The 16,604-nt window shown below is 71.9% G+C and carries 16 protein-coding genes; all 16 read left to right on the top strand.

Features of this window, described 5'->3' with window-relative positions; translation table 11 throughout:
- Positions 1-20: 20 nt before the first annotated feature.
- Positions 21-617 carry a translation initiation factor IF-3 gene (gene infC, locus AB4Z14_RS12150; RefSeq protein ID WP_231372306.1) on the top strand — a complete coding sequence of 199 codons (597 nt, stop codon included), beginning with the start codon at positions 21-23 and terminating at the stop codon, positions 615-617.
- A gap of 93 nt (positions 618-710) precedes the next feature.
- Positions 711-905 (top strand): 50S ribosomal protein L35, encoded by a 195-nt coding sequence (gene rpmI, locus AB4Z14_RS12145; RefSeq protein ID WP_020144695.1) that lies wholly within the window; start codon positions 711-713, stop codon positions 903-905.
- A gap of 99 nt (positions 906-1,004) precedes the next feature.
- Complete coding sequence (gene rplT, locus AB4Z14_RS12140) at positions 1,005-1,406, top strand: 50S ribosomal protein L20 (RefSeq protein ID WP_020144696.1); 402 nt, start codon at positions 1,005-1,007, stop codon at positions 1,404-1,406.
- Between the two features lie 49 nt (positions 1,407-1,455).
- On the top strand, positions 1,456-2,259 hold the full coding sequence (locus AB4Z14_RS12135; protein WP_442275401.1) for a TrmH family RNA methyltransferase: 804 nt from the start codon (positions 1,456-1,458) through the stop codon (positions 2,257-2,259).
- A 38-nt stretch (positions 2,260-2,297) separates the two neighbouring features.
- The gene (locus tag AB4Z14_RS12130) at positions 2,298-3,425 is read left to right on the top strand and encodes a sensor histidine kinase (protein ID WP_056776333.1); all 1,128 of its coding nucleotides are present in this window, start codon (positions 2,298-2,300) and stop codon (positions 3,423-3,425) included.
- Between the two features lie 108 nt (positions 3,426-3,533).
- On the top strand, positions 3,534-4,643 hold the full coding sequence (gene pheS / locus AB4Z14_RS12125; protein ID WP_442275687.1) for a phenylalanine--tRNA ligase subunit alpha: 1,110 nt from the start codon (positions 3,534-3,536) through the stop codon (positions 4,641-4,643).
- Position 4,644: 1 nt separating this feature from the next.
- Positions 4,645-7,203 (top strand): phenylalanine--tRNA ligase subunit beta, encoded by a 2,559-nt coding sequence (gene pheT, locus AB4Z14_RS12120; protein ID WP_056776335.1) that lies wholly within the window; start codon positions 4,645-4,647, stop codon positions 7,201-7,203.
- A gap of 46 nt (positions 7,204-7,249) precedes the next feature.
- The gene (gene argC / locus AB4Z14_RS12115) at positions 7,250-8,293 is read left to right on the top strand and encodes an N-acetyl-gamma-glutamyl-phosphate reductase (protein ID WP_442275400.1); all 1,044 of its coding nucleotides are present in this window, start codon (positions 7,250-7,252) and stop codon (positions 8,291-8,293) included.
- Positions 8,290-9,453, top strand: a complete 1,164-nt coding sequence (gene argJ / locus AB4Z14_RS12110) for a bifunctional glutamate N-acetyltransferase/amino-acid acetyltransferase ArgJ (protein ID WP_442275399.1) — start codon at positions 8,290-8,292, stop codon at positions 9,451-9,453. Before argC ends, argJ begins: the two co-directional genes overlap by 4 nt.
- Complete coding sequence (argB, locus tag AB4Z14_RS12105; protein WP_442275398.1) at positions 9,450-10,457, top strand: acetylglutamate kinase; 1,008 nt, start codon at positions 9,450-9,452, stop codon at positions 10,455-10,457. The genes argJ and argB overlap by 4 nt, the downstream gene beginning before the upstream one ends.
- Positions 10,454-11,647 (top strand): acetylornithine transaminase, encoded by a 1,194-nt coding sequence (locus AB4Z14_RS12100; protein WP_442275397.1) that lies wholly within the window; start codon positions 10,454-10,456, stop codon positions 11,645-11,647. The genes argB and AB4Z14_RS12100 overlap by 4 nt, the downstream gene beginning before the upstream one ends.
- Entirely contained in the window at positions 11,644-12,129 is a 486-nt protein-coding gene (gene argR / locus AB4Z14_RS12095; RefSeq protein WP_056776346.1) for an arginine repressor, read from the top strand. The genes AB4Z14_RS12100 and argR overlap by 4 nt, the downstream gene beginning before the upstream one ends.
- Positions 12,130-12,195: 66 nt before the next feature.
- Entirely contained in the window at positions 12,196-13,686 is a 1,491-nt protein-coding gene (argH, locus tag AB4Z14_RS12090) for an argininosuccinate lyase (protein ID WP_442275396.1), read from the top strand.
- Positions 13,687-13,708: 22 nt separating this feature from the next.
- Complete coding sequence (locus tag AB4Z14_RS12085) at positions 13,709-14,347, top strand: DNA-3-methyladenine glycosylase (protein WP_442275395.1); 639 nt, start codon at positions 13,709-13,711, stop codon at positions 14,345-14,347.
- A gap of 91 nt (positions 14,348-14,438) precedes the next feature.
- Complete coding sequence (locus AB4Z14_RS12080; RefSeq protein ID WP_442275394.1) at positions 14,439-14,711, top strand: DNA-3-methyladenine glycosylase; 273 nt, start codon at positions 14,439-14,441, stop codon at positions 14,709-14,711.
- 110 nt (positions 14,712-14,821) lie between these two features.
- Positions 14,822-16,081 (top strand): tyrosine--tRNA ligase, encoded by a 1,260-nt coding sequence (tyrS, locus tag AB4Z14_RS12075; protein ID WP_442275393.1) that lies wholly within the window; start codon positions 14,822-14,824, stop codon positions 16,079-16,081.
- The last annotated feature ends 523 nt before the right edge of the window (positions 16,082-16,604 follow it).

Here is a 16,604-nt window from a genome sequence, read left to right as displayed (position 1 = left end):
TCCGGGTCCCGGAAGTGCGCTTGGTTGGCCCCAACGGCGAGCAGGTCGGCATCGTCCGCGTCGAGGACGCGCTGCGTCTGGCCGAGGAGGCGAACCTCGACCTCGTCGAGGTGGCCCCCATGGCCAAGCCGCCGGTCGCCAAGCTCATGGACTTCGGCAAGTTCAAGTACGAAGCCGCCATGAAGGCACGGGAAGCGCGCAAGAACCAGGTCAACACGGTCATCAAGGAGATCAAGCTCCGTCCGAAGATCGACCCGCACGACTACGGCACGAAGAAGGGCCACGTCGAGCGGTTCCTCAAGGCCGGCGACAAGGTCAAGGTGACGATCATGTTCCGCGGTCGCGAGCAGTCGCGGCCCGAGCTCGGTCGCCGTCTGCTCGAGCGCCTCGCCGAGGACATCGCCGAGCTCGGCTTCGTCGAGTCGGCCCCGAAGCAGGACGGCCGAAACATGATCATGGTGATCGGCCCGACCAAGAAGAAGGCGGAGGCCAAGGCCGAGCAGCGTCGCTCCCGCGAGCAGCACGACCAGCGCTCCACCGGCGAGCCGGCAGCGTCCGGTGAGCAGCCGGAGGCCCAGGCCCCGCAGACCGACGAGGCCACCGCCGCCGCCGAGTGATCGGCGGGCGGTGACCCGCCGGAGGCGAGAGCCCCCGGCACGACACACCACGTGCGCCCACTGGCGCACGCAACACGAAGGAGATCGGCCCCCATGCCGAAGATGAAGACGCACAGCGGTGCGAAGAAGCGTTTCCGCCTCACCGGCACCGGCAAGGTCATGCGCGAGCAGGCCGGCGGTCGCCACCTGCTCGAGCACAAGTCGAGCAAGAAGATGCGTTCCATCGCGAACGACGTCGAGCTCGCCAAGCCGGACGCCAAGAAGGCCAAGAAGCTTCTCGGCAAGTGAGCCGGGACCCCCACCCATCAGCGATTCGCTGAGCAGCCGGGTCTCCGGTAAGCCAGCAGCAGCAGCAAGCACTGCGTCAAGCAGAGAAGGAGTATTCACGTGGCACGCGTGAAGCGGGCGGTCAACGCCCAGAAGAAGCGTCGAGTCGTTCTCGAGCGCGCCAGCGGCTACCGCGGTCAGCGGTCGCGCCTCTACCGCAAGGCCAAGGAGCAGGTCACCCACTCGCTGGGTTACGCCTACCGTGACCGTCGCGCGAAGAAGGGTGACTTCCGTCGCCTCTGGATCCAGCGCATCAACGCTGCGGCCCGCGCCAACGGCATGACGTACAACCGGTTCATGCAGGGCCTCAAGGCCGCCGGTGTCGAGGTCGACCGCAAGATCCTCGCGGACCTCGCCGTCAACGACGCCCCGGCCTTCGCCGCGCTCGTGGAGCTCTCCCGCGCCAACGTCCCGGCCGCTGTCAACGCAGCCGAGGCGAAGGTCGCCGGCGACGCCGCCTGAGCGACGTCGTCCGACGTCACACCAGCATCTCGAGCGCCGGGACACCCCCGTGCTGACCAACCCCCGATCCGATCGGGTCAAGGCGGTACGGGCGCTGTCCCGGCGTTCGGTGCGTTCCCGCACGGGTGAGTTCCTCGCCGAGGGACCGCAGGCGGTCCGCGAGGCGGTCGCCTTCCGTCCCGACCTCGTCCGGGACGTCTACGTGACGCCCGAGGCGGCCGACCGGCATCCCGCCATCGTCGAGGCCGCGCGCTCCGCCGAGCTCTGGGTGCACGAGGTGAGTCCCGAGGTGCTCTCCGCGATGTGCGACACGGAGTCCCCGCAGGGGATCGCCGCGGTGTGCCGCGTCCTCGACGTGCCGCTGGACGCCCTCCTCGCGGACCTGCCGGCCCACGCGCTCGTGTGCGTCCTGACGAACGTCCGCGACCCCGGCAACGCCGGCACCGTCATCCGGGGCGCCGACGCGGCCGGCGCCGACGCCGTCATCGTCAGCGACGCGAGCGTCGACGTCTACAACAGCAAGGTCGTCCGCTCGACCGTCGGGTCCCTGTGGCACCTGCCGCTCAGCCTCGGCGTGTCCGTCCCCGACATCCTCGCGGCCCTGCGCGAGCGCGGGGTCAGGCTGCTCGCCGCGGACGGCGCGGGGACGACCCTCCTCCATGACGCCGACCTCTCCGGTGCCCACGCCTGGGTCATGGGCAACGAGGCCTGGGGCCTGCCGCAGGACGTGCGCGACGCCTGCGACGACGTCGTCCGCGTCCCCATCCACGGCCACGCGGAGTCGCTCAACCTCGCGATGGCCGCGACGATCTGCCTCTACGCCTCGGCCGAGGCACGCCGCACGAGCCGCTGACCGGGCCCTCCGGGCGTGCCCGTGACTATCCTCGGGCCATGACCTCAGTCGACGGCACCGCGGCTCGGCTGCCCGGGTCGGCGGGCGAGATGGCTCCGGTCGCGATGATGGGCGAGCTGCTCCCCGACGGGCTCGTCGTCGTCGGGGCCGACCAGCGCATCCGGTTCGCCAACGCCGAGGCGCTGCGCATCCTCGACTGCGACCATGCCGACCTCGTCGGCCGCACGCTCGACGAGGGGCTGCCCTTCACGGACAAGTACGGCCGGAACTGGTGGGCCCACACCGACCCGTGGAACGGCCTCGCCAGCCGCGCCGGCCACCGCGAGAAGCTGCTCGTCGCGCCCCGGGGCCAGGACGTCCTCGTCACCGCTCGCTACGTGCGGTCCCGACCGGGCGGCACGGTCGAGCGGGTCATGCTCGGTCTGCGTGACGCCGAGGCCCGCCAGCGGGCGGAGCGCGACCAGGCGACCGTCCTGTCGACCGTGGCGCACGAGCTGCGGGCGCCGCTGACGTCGGTGACCGGCTTCACGAGCAGCCTGCTGCGACGGTGGGACCGGTTCACCGATGAGCAGAAGCGCCTCATGATCGAGACGATCGAGGCCGACGCCACCCGCCTGACCCGCCTCATCACCGAGCTGCTCGACATCTCGCGGCTCGACTCCGACAGCCTCAACCTGCGTCGGGGGCCCGTCGACCTCCACGCGCTGCTCACGACCCACGTCGTGCGCTACGAGCTCGGTCGGTCGTCCGGAGTCGTCCAGCTCGGGCTGGGGGAGTCCGCCATCGCAGACGGGCTGCCGGAGATGTGGGCCGACACCGACCGTCTCGAGCAGATCTTCTTCAACCTCATCGAGAACGGCCTGCTGCACGGCGCCGGCAAGGTCACGGTGACCCTGGACCGCGGCGGGGCCCTCGGTGACGCGCCGGAGTCGGTGGTCGTCGAGGTCGACGACGAGGGGGACGGCATACCCCCGTCCGACCGCGAGAAGATCTTCGGTCGCTTCTGGCACGGTCCCTCCAACGCGAGCACGGGCCTCGGGCTCTACGTCGTCCGGGGTCTCGTCGAGGCCCATGGCGGCTCGGTGCTCGTCAGTGACAACGACGCCGGCGGCGCGCGCTTCGTCGTGACGCTGCCGGCCGGCCTGCCCGAGGTCGTCGGCAGCTGACCCTCCGCTGAGCGGATGGCCCGGTGAACCGGTTCGACGCCGCCCCTAGACTGGGCACCCGCACGACAGCCCCCCGTGAACCCGAGCGAGAGCAGCGAACGCACGCCGATGTCCGGACCCAACACGAACTACGACCCGGTCGAGGTCTCCGCGCTCGACCCGGCGAACGTCGACGCAGCGGTACAGGATGCCATCGCCGCGATCACCGCGGCGTCGTCCCTCGACGACCTCAAGGCCGCGCGCATCGCGCACCAGGGGGAGAAGAGCCCGCTGGCCCTCGCGAACCGCGAGATCGGGGCCCTGCCGCCGAGCGCCAAGGCCGAGGCCGGCAAGCGCGTCGGCCAGGCCCGGGGCCGCGTCGGCCAGGCCCTGACCGCCCGGCAGGCCGAGCTCGAGGCCGAGCGCGACGAGCGCATCCTCGTCGACGAGCGCATCGACGTCACCGTGCCGGCCCTGCGTCGCGAGCCCGGCTCGCGGCACCCGATCGAGCTCGTCGCCCAGCGCCTCGTCGACGCCTTCGTCGGCATGGGCTGGGAGGTCGCCGAGGGGCCGGAGCTCGAGAGCGAGTGGCTCAACTTCGACGCCCTCAACCTCGGGCCCGACCACCCTGCCCGTCAGATGCAGGACACCTTCTTCCTCGATCCCGTCGACTCGGGCCTCGTGCTGCGCACGCAGACGTCACCGGTCCAGATCCGCACCATGCTCGAGCAGGAGCCGCCGATCTACGTCGTGGCTCCCGGCAAGGTCTTCCGCACCGACGACCTCGACGCCACGCACACGCCGGTCTTCCACCAGATCGAGTGCCTCGCGATCGACAAGGGCCTGACGATGGCCCACCTGCGCGGCGCCCTCGACGCGTTCGTGCGCATCATGTTCGGCGAGGAGACGCGCACCCGCGTCCGCGCCAACTACTTCCCGTTCACCGAGCCGAGCATGGAGACCGACTTCCTCTGCTTCGCCTGCCACGGCGAGGAGACGTGGGGCAGTGCCGAGCCGTGCCGCACCTGCGGCGGCTCCGGCTGGATCGAGCTGGGCGGCTCCGGCATGGTCAACCGCAAGGTGCTGCGCACCTGCGGCATCGACCCGGACGTCTACTCCGGCTTCGCCTTCGGGCTCGGCATCGAGCGGGCGCTCCAGCTGCGCCACGGGGTCCAGGGGATGCACGAGATCGTCGAGGGCGACGTCCGCTTCTCGCAGCAGTTCGGGATGGGGGTCTGACATGCGTATGCCACTGAGCTGGCTCGCGGAGTACACCGACCTCGCGCCCGGGGCCCGGGGTGCCGACGTGGCCGCCAGCCTCGTCCGCGTGGGTCTCGAGGAGGAGGACCTCCACGGTGGCGACATCACCGGTCCGCTCGTCGTCGGCCGGGTCCTGTCGTTCGAGCTCGAGCCGCAGAAGAACGGCAAGACGATCCGCTGGTGCACCGTCGACGTCGGCCAGAACGGCCAGATGCTGACCGAGGGCAAGCACCAGGAGATCGTCTGCGGTGCCCACAACTTCGAGGTCGGCGACCTCGTGGTGTGCGTGCTGCCCGGTGCCGTGCTGCCCGGCGGCTTCGCGATCTCCGCGCGCAAGACGTACGGCCACGTCTCCAACGGGATGATCTGCGCCGAGGACGAGATCGGTCTGGGGCACGACCACGACGGCATCATCGTGCTCAGCCGGTTGCTGGGCGAGGAGCGCGCGGCGACCCTGAGCCCCGGCGACGACGCGATCGCCCTCCTCGGGCTCGCCGACGAGACCGTCGAGACGAACGTGACGCCAGACCGTGGCTACTGCTTCTCGGTGCGTGGCCTCGCCCGTGAGTACTGGCACGCGCAGGGCAGCCCCGAGGGCGGCTACCGCGACCCGGCCGAGGTCGCGACGCCGGCCGCCACCTCAGGTGGCTACCCGGTGGAGCTCAAGGACGACTCACCCATCGACGGCAACGACGGGTGCGACCGCTACGTCGCGCGGATCGTGCGCGGCATCGACCCGACCCGGCCGTCGCCGTCGTGGATGAGCAAGCGCCTGACGCAGATGGGCATGCGTCCCATCTCGCTCGCCGTCGACGTCACCAACTACGTCATGCTCGCCGTCGGCCAGCCGCTCCACGCCTTCGACGTCGACCGGCTCTCCGGGTCGGTCGTCGTGCGCCGGGCCCGTTCGGGTGAGGTGCTGACGACCCTCGACGACGTCGAGCGCACCCTGCACACCGACGACCTGCTCATCACCGACGGTGGCGAGCAGCCGCTCGCCATCGCCGGCGTCATGGGTGGGGCCTCCTCCGAGGTCTCCGACACGACGACCGACGTGCTCATCGAAGCGGCGCACTTCGACCCGACGACCGTCGCGCGCTCGTCGCGCCGGCACCGCCTCATCACCGAGGCGTCCAAGCGCTTCGAGCGCGGCGTCGATCCGAAGGTGACCGCGGCGGCCGCCCAGCTCGCCGTCGACCTGCTCGTCGAGCACGGTGGCGGCACCGTCGACGACGCCGTCACCGACGTCGACCGCACGAGCGAGCGGACGGCATACCTCCTCGACGTCACGGAGCCGGCGCGCATCGTGGGCGTCGACTACCCGCGCGAGCGGGTCGTCGGCATCCTGCGCGACCTCGGTTGCGTCGTCGACGAGTCCGGCGAGGGCACCGACGACACGCACGTCCTCGTGACCCCGCCGTCGTGGCGCCCCGACCTCGTCGACGCGCCCGACTACGCGGAGGAGGTCGCGCGGATCGACGGCTACAACAACATCCCGTCGATCACGCCGACGCCGAGCGACGGCCGCGGCCTGACCCACGCGCAGAAGGCGCGCCGGGTCGTCGCCGACGCGCTCGCGGGTGCAGGGCTCACCGAGGTCCTCAGCTATCCCTTCGTCGCCGAGGAGCTCGCCGACCAGCTGATGCTGCCGGCCGACGACGACCGTCGTCACGCCGTCCGGCTGGCCAACCCGCTGTCGGAGGAGCGGCCGCTGCTGCGCACCTCGGTCCTCGCGAGCCTCGTCGACACGCTGCGACGCAACGTCGCTCGCGGGCGCAAGGACGTCGCGATCTACGAGCTCGGCCTCGTGTTCCGCCCGGGCGGCGCCATCGGCACCGCACCGATCCCGGGAGTCGCCGCGCGCCCCGACGCCGAGACGCTCGAGCAGCTGTATGCCGCCGTCCCCGCCCAGCCACGTCGCGCGGGCATCCTCGCGACCGGACAGGCGGAGCAGGCCGGCTGGTGGGGTCCCGGCCGCGCCGCCGACTGGAGCGACATGGTCGCCGCCGTGCAGACGGTCGCCGCCGCGCTCGCCGTGCCGGTGGTCGTCGCCAACGACCCCGGTCACGCCCCGTGGCACCCCGGCCGATGCGCCCGGATCACGCTCGTGGACGGCACGCTCGTGGGCCATGCAGGGGAGCTGCACCCCAAGGTGGTCGCGGCCCTCGACCTGCCGGAGCGCACGGTGGCCGCCGAGTTCGACGTCGACGTGCTCGTCGCCGCCAGCGCCGAGCCCGTCCAGGCCAGGCCCTTCTCGACGTTCCCGCCGGCGATGACCGACATCGCCCTGCTCGTGGCCGCTGATGTGGCCGCCGCCGACGTCGAGACGGCGCTGCGCTCCGGCGCGGGCGAGTCGCTCGAGTCGGTCGTGCTCTTCGACGTCTACGAGGGGGAGCGCATCGAGGCCGGACACCGGTCGCTGGCCTACCGCCTCACGTTCCGGGCGCCCGACCGCACGCTGACGACCGACGAGGTCAACGACTTCCGCGACGCGGCGGTCGCGGCGGCCGCGTCTGCGACGGGGGCCGTCCAGCGCTGACACCCCCGAATGCACGAATATGCATGATCGTGTATAGTCATGCATCGTGATCAGGGCAGCAGTAGCGGGGGCGAGCGGCTACGCCGGAGGAGAGATCCTCCGGCTGCTGCTCGCCCACCCGCAGTTCGAGGTCGGCGCCGTCACGGCTGCCAGCAGTGCGGGTGAACGACTCGGGGGCGTCCACCCGCACCTGGTCCCCCTTGCGGACCGTGTGCTCGAGGTGAACACCGTCGAGACGTTGTCCGGCCATGACGTCGTCTTCCTCGCCCTGCCGCACGGCCACTCGGGGGCGCTCGCCGCGCAGCTGCCCGACTCGGTCGTCGTCATCGACTGCGGGGCCGACTTCCGGCTCGAGTCCGAGTCCGCGTGGACGACCTTCTACGACACGGCGTATGCCGGCTCGTGGCCCTACGGCCTCCCTGAGCTCCCCGGACCGGCGGGCACCGTGGCGCGCGAACGGCTCGCGGGCGCACGCCGCATCGCCGTGCCGGGCTGCTACCCGACCGGCATCTCGCTCGCGCTGGCCCCCGGGTTCGCCGCCGGTCTGCTCGAGGCCCAGGACGTCGTCGTCGTCGCCGCCTCCGGCACGTCGGGTGCCGGCAGGTCGCTCAAGCCGCACCTGCTCGGCAGCGAGGTGATGGGCTCGATGTCGCCCTACGGCGTCGGAGGCGGCCACCGGCACACCCCGGAGATCGAGCAGAACCTCTCCCGCGCTGCGGGCGAGCCCGTCACGGTCTCGTTCACACCGACGCTGGCGCCGATGCCGCGCGGCATCCTCGCGACGTGCACGGCCCGCCTGCGTCCGGGCACCGACCCGGCGTCCGTGCGCGCGGCCTGGGAGACGGCATACGCCGCCGAGCCCTTCGTCCACGTCCTGCCCGAGGGCTCCTGGCCCGCCACGGCCTCGGTCGTGGGCAGCAACCACGTGCAGCTGCAGGTGGCCGTCGACGAGCGGCTCGGTCGGGTCGTCGTGGTGTCGGCCATCGACAACCTCACCAAGGGCACCGCCGGCGCCGCCGTGCAGTGCGCCAACCTCGCCCTGGGTCTCGAGGAGACCCTCGGGCTCCCCATCGCAGGAGTCGCCCCGTGAGTGGCCACCCGACCGTCCAGCTGCCCGTGGGCTTCCGTGCGGCGGGCGTCACCGCGGGCCTCAAGGCGAGCGGGACCCCCGACCTCGCCCTCGTCGTCAACGACGGTCCGGACCGCCACGCGGCGGCCGTCTTCACGACCAACCGCGTCGAGGCCGCGCCGGTCACGTGGTCGCGCCAGGTCGTCGCCGACGGCCGGGTCGACGCCGTCGTCCTCAACTCCGGGGGCGCCAACGCCTGCACCGGCGCCCAGGGCTTCCTCGACACCCACCGCACCGCCGAGCACGTGGCGGAGGTGCTCGGTGTCTCGGCGGCCGACGTCGTCGTCTGCTCGACCGGCCTCATCGGCGAGCTGCTCCCCATGGACAAGGTCCTCACCGGTGTCGACGCCGCTGCCACCGCCCTGTCAGCCGAGGGCCACGAGGCGGCGGCCGTCGCGATCAAGACGACCGACACGGTGCACAAGGTCTCGACGTACGGGGGCGCCGGCTGGTCGGTGTCCGGCATGGCCAAGGGCGCCGGCATGCTCGCCCCGGCTCTGGCGACGATGCTCGTCGTCGTGACGACCGACGCCGTCGTCGAGCAGACAGACCTCGACGCCGCGCTCCGCGCCGCGACATCCGTCTCCTTCGACCGCATCGACTCCGACGCATGCATGTCGACGAACGACACCGTCGTCGTCCTCGCCTCCGGCGCCTCGGGCGTCTCCGTCGAGCGGGACGAGCTCACCGAGAGCCTCATCGCCGTGTGCTCCGACCTCGCCCGCCAGCTCATCGCCGACGCCGAGGGCGCCGCACACGACGTCGCCATCGAGGTGGTCGGCGCCGCGAGCACCGACGACGCCCTCGAGGTGGCGCGGTCGGTGGCCCGCAACAACCTCTTCAAGTGCGCGATCTTCGGCAACGACCCCAACTGGGGGCGCGTGCTCGCGGCCGTCGGCACGACGAAGGCCGCCTTCGACCCGACGACGCTCGACGTGACGATGAACGGCGTCCAGGTGTGCCGCGCCGGTGGAGTGGGGGAGGACCGTAGCCTCGTCGACCTCGCCCCGCGCGAGGTCCACGTCCTCGTCGACCTCCACGCCGGCCACGAGGCTGCGACGATCTGGACCAACGACCTGACCCACGACTACGTCCACGAGAACTCGGCCTACAGCACATGACCACCACGAGCACCCGCCCTGACCAGCCCGCCGACCTCCGCGGCCTCATCGACGCCGCGGCCATCCGCGTCGCCGCGGGCAAGGCCGCCACCCTCGTCGAGGCGCTGCCCTGGCTCGAGCGGTTCCGCGGTGCGCTCGTCGTCGTCAAGTACGGCGGCAACGCCATGGTCGACGACGAGCTCAAGGCCGCCTTCGCGGAGGACATCGCGTTCCTCCGGTACGCCGGGCTGCGCCCCGTCGTCGTCCACGGCGGTGGACCTCAGATCAAGGCGATGCTCGAGCGGGTCGGGCTCGAGAGCGAGTTCAAGGGCGGCCTGCGCGTCACGACGCCCGAGGTCATGGACGTCGTGCGGATGGTCCTGACCGGTCAGGTCGGGCGCGAGCTCGTCGGCCTGCTCAACCAGCACGGTCCCATCGCGGTGGGCCTGTCCGGTGAGGACGCGGCCCTGCTCGGCGCGCGGCGCCGCGGCACGGTCGTCGACGGCGAGGAGGTCGACCTCGGCCTCGTCGGCGACGTCGAGAGCGTCAACCCGTCCGCGATCATCGACATCCTCGACGCCGGCCGGGTCCCCGTGGTCTCCACGGTGGCGCCCGACCTCGACGTCGAGGGGCAGGTGCTCAACGTCAACGCCGACACGGCCGCCGCGGCGATCGCCGTCGCTCTCGGTGCCGAGAAGCTCGTCGTCCTCACCGACGTCGAGGGCATCTACGCCGACTGGCCCGACCGTGGCTCGCTGCTCTCGACCATCACCGTCAGCGCAGCCCGGGAGCTGCTCTCGCGCGTCGACCACGGGATGGTGCCCAAGCTCGAGGCGTGCATCCGTGCCGTCGAGGGCGGCGTGCCGCAGACCCACGTCGTCGACGGCCGCAAGCCGCACTCGATCCTGCTCGAGATCTTCACGGACGAGGGGATCGGCACCATGGTCCTGCCCGACATCACCGGCTCCGAGCGAACGCCGCCGCGCGCACCCGGACCACCCGCCACCCCTGAGGAGGACTCATGACCGCCGGGAGCGACCTGCTCGGCCGCTACGCCGGAGCGATGGTCCAGGTCTTCGGCACGCCCCAGCTCGTCCTCGCCTCCGGCCATGGCTGCTGGGTCACCGACGTCGACGGCAAGCGCTACCTCGACCTGCTGTCCGGCATCGCCGTCAATGCCCTCGGCCACGGCCACCCGGCGCTCGTGCAGGCCGTGACGAAGCAGGCCGAGTCGGCCATCCACGTGTCCAACTTCTTCACCTCGGAGCCGGCCATCGCGCTCGCCGAGCGCATCCTCGCCGTAGCGTCGGCGCCCGAGGGCTCCGGCGTCTTCTTCGCCAACTCCGGCACCGAGGCGACCGAGGCCGCGATCAAGCTGTCGCGGCGCACGGGTCGCACCCGCATCGTCGCGCTCGAGGGGTCCTTCCACGGCCGGTCCACGGGCGCCCTGGCCCTGACCCACAAGGCCGCCTACCGCGAGCCGTTCGAACCGCTCATCCCCGAGGTCGTCTTCGTCCCGCCGAACGACCCTGACGCCCTGCAGGCGGCGGTCGGCGACACGACGGCAGCGCTGTTCGTCGAGCCGGTCCAGGGCGAGGCGGGGGTCCGCGAGCTGTCGGTCGACTACCTGCGCCTCGCCCGCGAGGTGGCCTCGGCGCACGGCGCGCTCCTCGTCGTCGACGAGATCCAGACCGGCATCGGCCGCACCGGCGACTGGTTCGCGCACCAGCCGTCGGGCATCGTCCCGGATGCCATGACGCTGGCCAAGGGTCTCGGTGGTGGCGTGCCGATCGGCGCGCTCGTCACGTTCGGTCCCGACACCACCGCCCTGCTCGCCGCCGGCCAGCACGGCACGACCTTCGGCGGCAACCCGCTCGCGTGCGCGGCCGGCCTCGCCGTCCTCGACACCATCGAGCGCGATCACCTGCTCGAGCACGTCCGCGACGTCGCCGCGCTGCTCGACGACGTCGAGATCGAGGGCGTCAGCGGCACCCGCGGACGCGGCCTGCTGCGGGCGATCGAGCTGGACGGCATACCTGCTCCGGCCGTCATGGCGGCCGCCCGCGACGCGGGATTCATCGTCAACGCGGTGACTCCGACGGCGCTCCGCCTGGCGCCGCCGCTCGTCATCTCGGCGGACGAGCTCCAGGGCTTCCTCGACGCCCTGCCGGCGATCCTCGAGGCCGCCCACGCGGCGGGGGAGACGACGTCGTGAGCCGCACCCAGCGCCAGCGCCGCATCGTCGAGCTGCTCGGCGCCCACGAGGTGCACAGCCAGGGCGAGCTGTCCGACCTCCTCGCCGCCGAGGGCACCGAGGTGACCCAGGCGACGCTCTCGCGTGACCTCGTCGAGCTCGGCGCCGTCAAGGTCAGGCGCGGCCGGGCCCTGGCGTATGCCGTCCCGGGCGAGGGCGGTGAGGTGGCCGCCGTGGGGTCCATCGGTGACGCCGCCTCGGCCCGTCTGCGTCGCACGTGCGAGGAGCTGCTCGTGTCGGCCGCGGCCGCCGTCAACCTCGTCGTGCTGCGCACCCCTCCGGGCGCGGCCAACTACCTCGCGTCGGCCATCGACCAGACCCGCGACCCCGAGGTGGTCGGCACGATCGCCGGCGACGACACGATCCTGCTCGTGACCGGCAGCGCCGAGCAGGCGAGCGCCGTGGCCGAGCGGCTGCAGTCCCTCGCAGGCACGCGAGACTGAGACCCACGGCACCTGCCGGCACCTGCCGGCCCCTGCCGCACCCCCACCCACGAGGAGAACCCCGCGATGACCGACCCCACCCACCCGAGCTCCACCGACGGTCCTGAGGGGGCGGAGGGTGCGCCGGGCACCGCGGCCGCGCCGGCCGAGCGCGTGAGCCTGTGGGGCGGGCGTTTCGCCGGCGGTCCGGACCAGGCCCTGGCCGCACTGTCCAAGAGCACCCACTTCGACTGGCGCCTCGCGCCGCACGACATCGCCGGGTCTCGCGCCCACGCCCGCGTGCTCCACTCGGCCGGGCTGCTCTCCGACGAGCACCTCCAGGCGATGCTCGACGGTCTGGACCGGCTCGAGCACGACGTCGTGTCGGGCGCCTTCACGCCCGCGGAGGACGACGAGGACGTCCACACCGCTCTCGAGCGCGGCCTCATCGAGCGCGTCGGCCCCGACGTCGGCGGGCGGCTGCGCGCCGGCCGGTCCCGCAACGACCAGGTGGCGACGCTCTTCCGGATGTACCTGCGCGAGCACGCTCGCGTCGTGGGAGGCCTCGTCCTCGACGTCGTCGACGCCCTCGTGTCGCAGGCCGACCGCCATCTCGGCGTCGCCATGCCGGGCCGCACGCATCTGCAGCACGCCCAGCCGGTCCTCCTGTCGCACCACCTGCTCGCCCACGCCTGGGCGCTGCTGCGCGACGTCGACCGACTGCGCGACTGGGACGTCCGCGCGAACGCCTCGCCCTACGGGTCCGGGGCCCTTGCCGGCTCCTCGCTCGGGCTGGACCCCGAGGCCGTGGCGAACGACCTCGGCTTCGCCCGCGCCGTCGAGAACTCCATCGACGGCACCGCGTCGCGCGACTTCGTGGCCGAGTTCTCGTTCGTCTCGGCGATGACCGCCGTAGACATCTCCCGGATCGCCGAGGAGGTCGTCATCTGGGCGACCAAGGAGTTCTCCTTCGTCACGCTGCACGACTCGTACTCGACGGGGTCGAGCATCATGCCGCAGAAGAAGAACCCCGACGTTGCCGAGCTGGCCCGCGGCAAGGCCGGTCGTCTCGTGGGCGACCTCGCCGGGCTGCTGACGACCCTCAAGGCGCTGCCGCTCGCCTACAACCGTGACCTCCAGGAGGACAAGGAGCCCGTGTTCGACGCCGTCGACACGCTCGAGGTCCTGCTGCCGGCCTTCTCGGGCATGGTCGACACCCTCGTCTTCGACACCGACCGCCTCGCGTCCCTCGCGCCGCAGGGATTCGCCCTGGCCACCGACATCGCCGAGTGGCTCGTGCGGCAGGGCGTCCCGTTCCGTGTCGCGCACGAGGTGGCCGGCGCGTGCGTCCGCGAGTGCGAGCCGCGCGGCATCGAGCTGTGGGACCTCACCGACGAGGACTTCGCCCGGATCAGCGAGCACCTGACGCCCGACGTGCGGTCGGTCCTCTCGGTCGAGGGTTCCCTGGCCTCGCGGGACGCCCAGGGCGGCACCGCACCGGTCCGCGTCACCGAGCAGCTGGTGCTCGCGCGCGGGCGTCTCGCCGACGCCCGGACGTGGACCTCGGCGACTGTCTGACCCAGCCGTTAGCGTGTCGTCGGTGAGCCCCGACGACACCCGCCTGCCGCGCTCGTTCTTCGCCAGGCCGTCCGTCGAGGTCGCACCCGACCTGCTCGGGCGTCACCTGGCGTTCGGCGGGGTCGTGCTGCGCCTGACCGAGCTCGAGGCGTATGCCGGCGCGCTCGACCCCGGGTCGCACGCCTATCGCGGTGAGACGCCGCGCACGCAGCCCATGTTCGGACCGCCCGGGTTCACCTACGTCTACTTCACCTACGGCCACCACTGGTGCGTCAACCTCGTCGTCGGCGAGGAGGGTGCGGCCTCGGCCGTGCTCGTGCGGGCCGGTGAGGTGGTCGCCGGCCATGACCTCGTCCGGTCCCGGCGGGGGCCGGTGCGCGAGCGCGACTGGGCACGCGGACCGGGGCGGGTCGGGCAGGCGCTCGCGATGACCAAGGAGCACACGGGGCTCGACTTCTGCCGACCTCTTGTGGGGGAGCCGATCGACCTCGTCGTGGCCGAGGGCGAGCAGACTCCTCCCGAGCGCGTCGGCGTCGGCCCCCGGGTCGGCGTCAGCGGCCCGGGTGGTGACGGCACCGTCTTCCCGTGGCGCTTCTGGGTCGACGGGGACCCGTTCGTCTCGGCCTACCGCCCCGGCGTCGTGCGGCGCCGACGCGGGTGAGGCGTCTGCCGCGGTCGTTCTTCGCGAGGCCGGTCCTCGACGTGGCCGCCGACCTGATCGGCCGACACCTGCAGCACGGCGGGGGGTCACGATGCGCGTCACCGAGACGGAGGCGTATGCCGGTCTCGTCGACCCCGCGTCACGAGTGCTCAGTCGGCCGACCCCTCACAACGCCCCTGTCTTCGGGCCGCCCGGGCACGCCTTCGTCTACTTCACCTACGGGCACCACTGGATGCTCTGCGTCGTGACCGGCGCCGAGGGCGTCCCCGGGGGCGACGGCGGGGTCTACCCGTGGCGCTTCTGGATCGACGCGGAGCCGGCCGTCTCGCCGTACCGTCCCGGGGTCGCCCGACGACGCTCGTGACGCCCGCCATGCGGGACCGCGGGGTACTCGGTGGCCCGGGCGTGGCGGCATACGGCAGGCTGTGTGCCGGTGGGCAGGGAGCCCACCCGAACGAGAGGACACCGATACCCGTGACGGACATCTTCGACGAGCTGCAGTGGCGCGGCCTGGTGGCACAGACCACCGACGAGGCGGCGCTGCGCGAAGCACTCGCGGAGGGACCCCTCACGCTGTATTGCGGCTTCGACCCGAGCGCGCCGTCGTTGCACTTCGGCAACTTCGTCCAGCTGTCGGTCATGCGACGCATGCAGGCGGCCGGGCACCACGTCATCTGTCTCGTCGGGGGGTCCACCGGACTCATCGGTGACCCCAAGCCCGACGCGGAGCGCGTGCTGCAGGACAAGGACACCATCGCGTCCGCGGTGAACCGGATCCAGCAGCTCGTCGGGCCGCTGCTCGACTTCGAGGGCGAGAACGCCGCGGTGCTCGTCAACAACCTGGACTGGACGGCGCCGATGAGCGCGCTCGACTTCCTCCGCGACGTCGGCCGCCACTTCCGCGTCAACCAGATGATCCGCAAGGAGGCCGTGGCGCGCCGGCTCGAGAGCGACCAGGGGATCTCCTACACGGAGTTCAGCTACCAGATGCTCCAGGCGCTCGACTACCTCGAGCTGCACCGGAGCCGAGGCTGCACCCTCCAGATCGGTGGCAGCGACCAGTGGGGGAACATCACGGCCGGCGTCGACCTCGTCCACCGGGTCGAGGGCACGTCGGTGCACGCGCTCGCGACGCCGTTGCTCGTCGACTCGACGGGCCGCAAGTTCGGCAAGTCGGAGGGCAACGCGGTGTGGCTGAGCGCCGACATGACGAGCCCGTACGTCTTCTACCAGTACTTCCTCAACGTCGAGGACGCATCGGTCATCAGCATGCTCAAGGCGCTCTCGGACCGATCCCGCGACGAGATCACCGAGCTCGAGCGGCAGGTGGCGGAGGAGCCGTTCCGCCGAGCGGCGCAGAAGGCGCTGGCCGCCGACGTCACGACTCTGGTCCACGGAGCCGAGGCGACCGCCTCGGTCCAGGCGGCCTCCGAGGCGCTCTTCGGCAAGGGCGACCTGACCGGCCTGGACGCGTCGACACTGACGGACGCCACGGCCGAGCTGCCCGGCGCTCCCGTGTCCGTGGGGACGTCGGTCGTCGACGCCCTCGTGGCGGTCGGGCTCGTCGACTCGCGCAACGCGGCGAGGCGGGCGATCGGTGACGGCGGGGCCTCGCTCAACAACGTCAAGGTGACCGACCCGGAGCAGGTGCTGGGGGAGGGCGACTTCCTGCACGGGAGCGTCGCCGTCATCAAGCGGGGTCGACGCAACCTGGCGGCGGCGCGACGCGCCTGAGACCTCGCGTGGGTGAGGATCGAGCTGTGCCCGAACTCGGCGCCTCCCACGCATCTGGGACTCCTTGAGGGGGCGGATTCCGTTGGGCGACAACGGTATTCGCCCCCTCGGTGCCGACCAGGGGGTCTGAGGGGAGCGGATTTGTGTTTCTCCGGAGGGCCGGGTTAATGTTCTCTTCGTCAGCCCGACAGGGAGCACCGGACACCACCGCCGAGCGAGTGATCGCGACGCGAAGCAGGCCGGTCCCGGGGGTGGCAGAAGGACCGAGGTGCCCGATCTGATCGGGTAGTCTCGGGGAGCAGGACCGCTGACACCAAGCGGGTCGGATCCGGTCGTCCTGAAGGACGCTTCGCGGGTTTGACTCCCAAGCGTGCGGCGGGTAAGTTTGAAGGGTTGCCCCGGAGGCCTCCTCGTTGAGGTGGTTGATGGTGTGTGTCCGATTCTTGAGAACTCAACAGCGTGTCAAAAATCGATGCCAATTACCTCGTCCCGAGGCCTGGTTCGGTCCATCGTCTGGTGGTCT

Source organism: Terrabacter sp. 2TAF16 (genome assembly GCF_052115065.1).
Taxonomy (GTDB): Bacteria; Actinomycetota; Actinomycetes; order Actinomycetales; family Dermatophilaceae; genus Terrabacter.
This window is presented reverse-complemented; position numbering and strand designations above follow the sequence as displayed.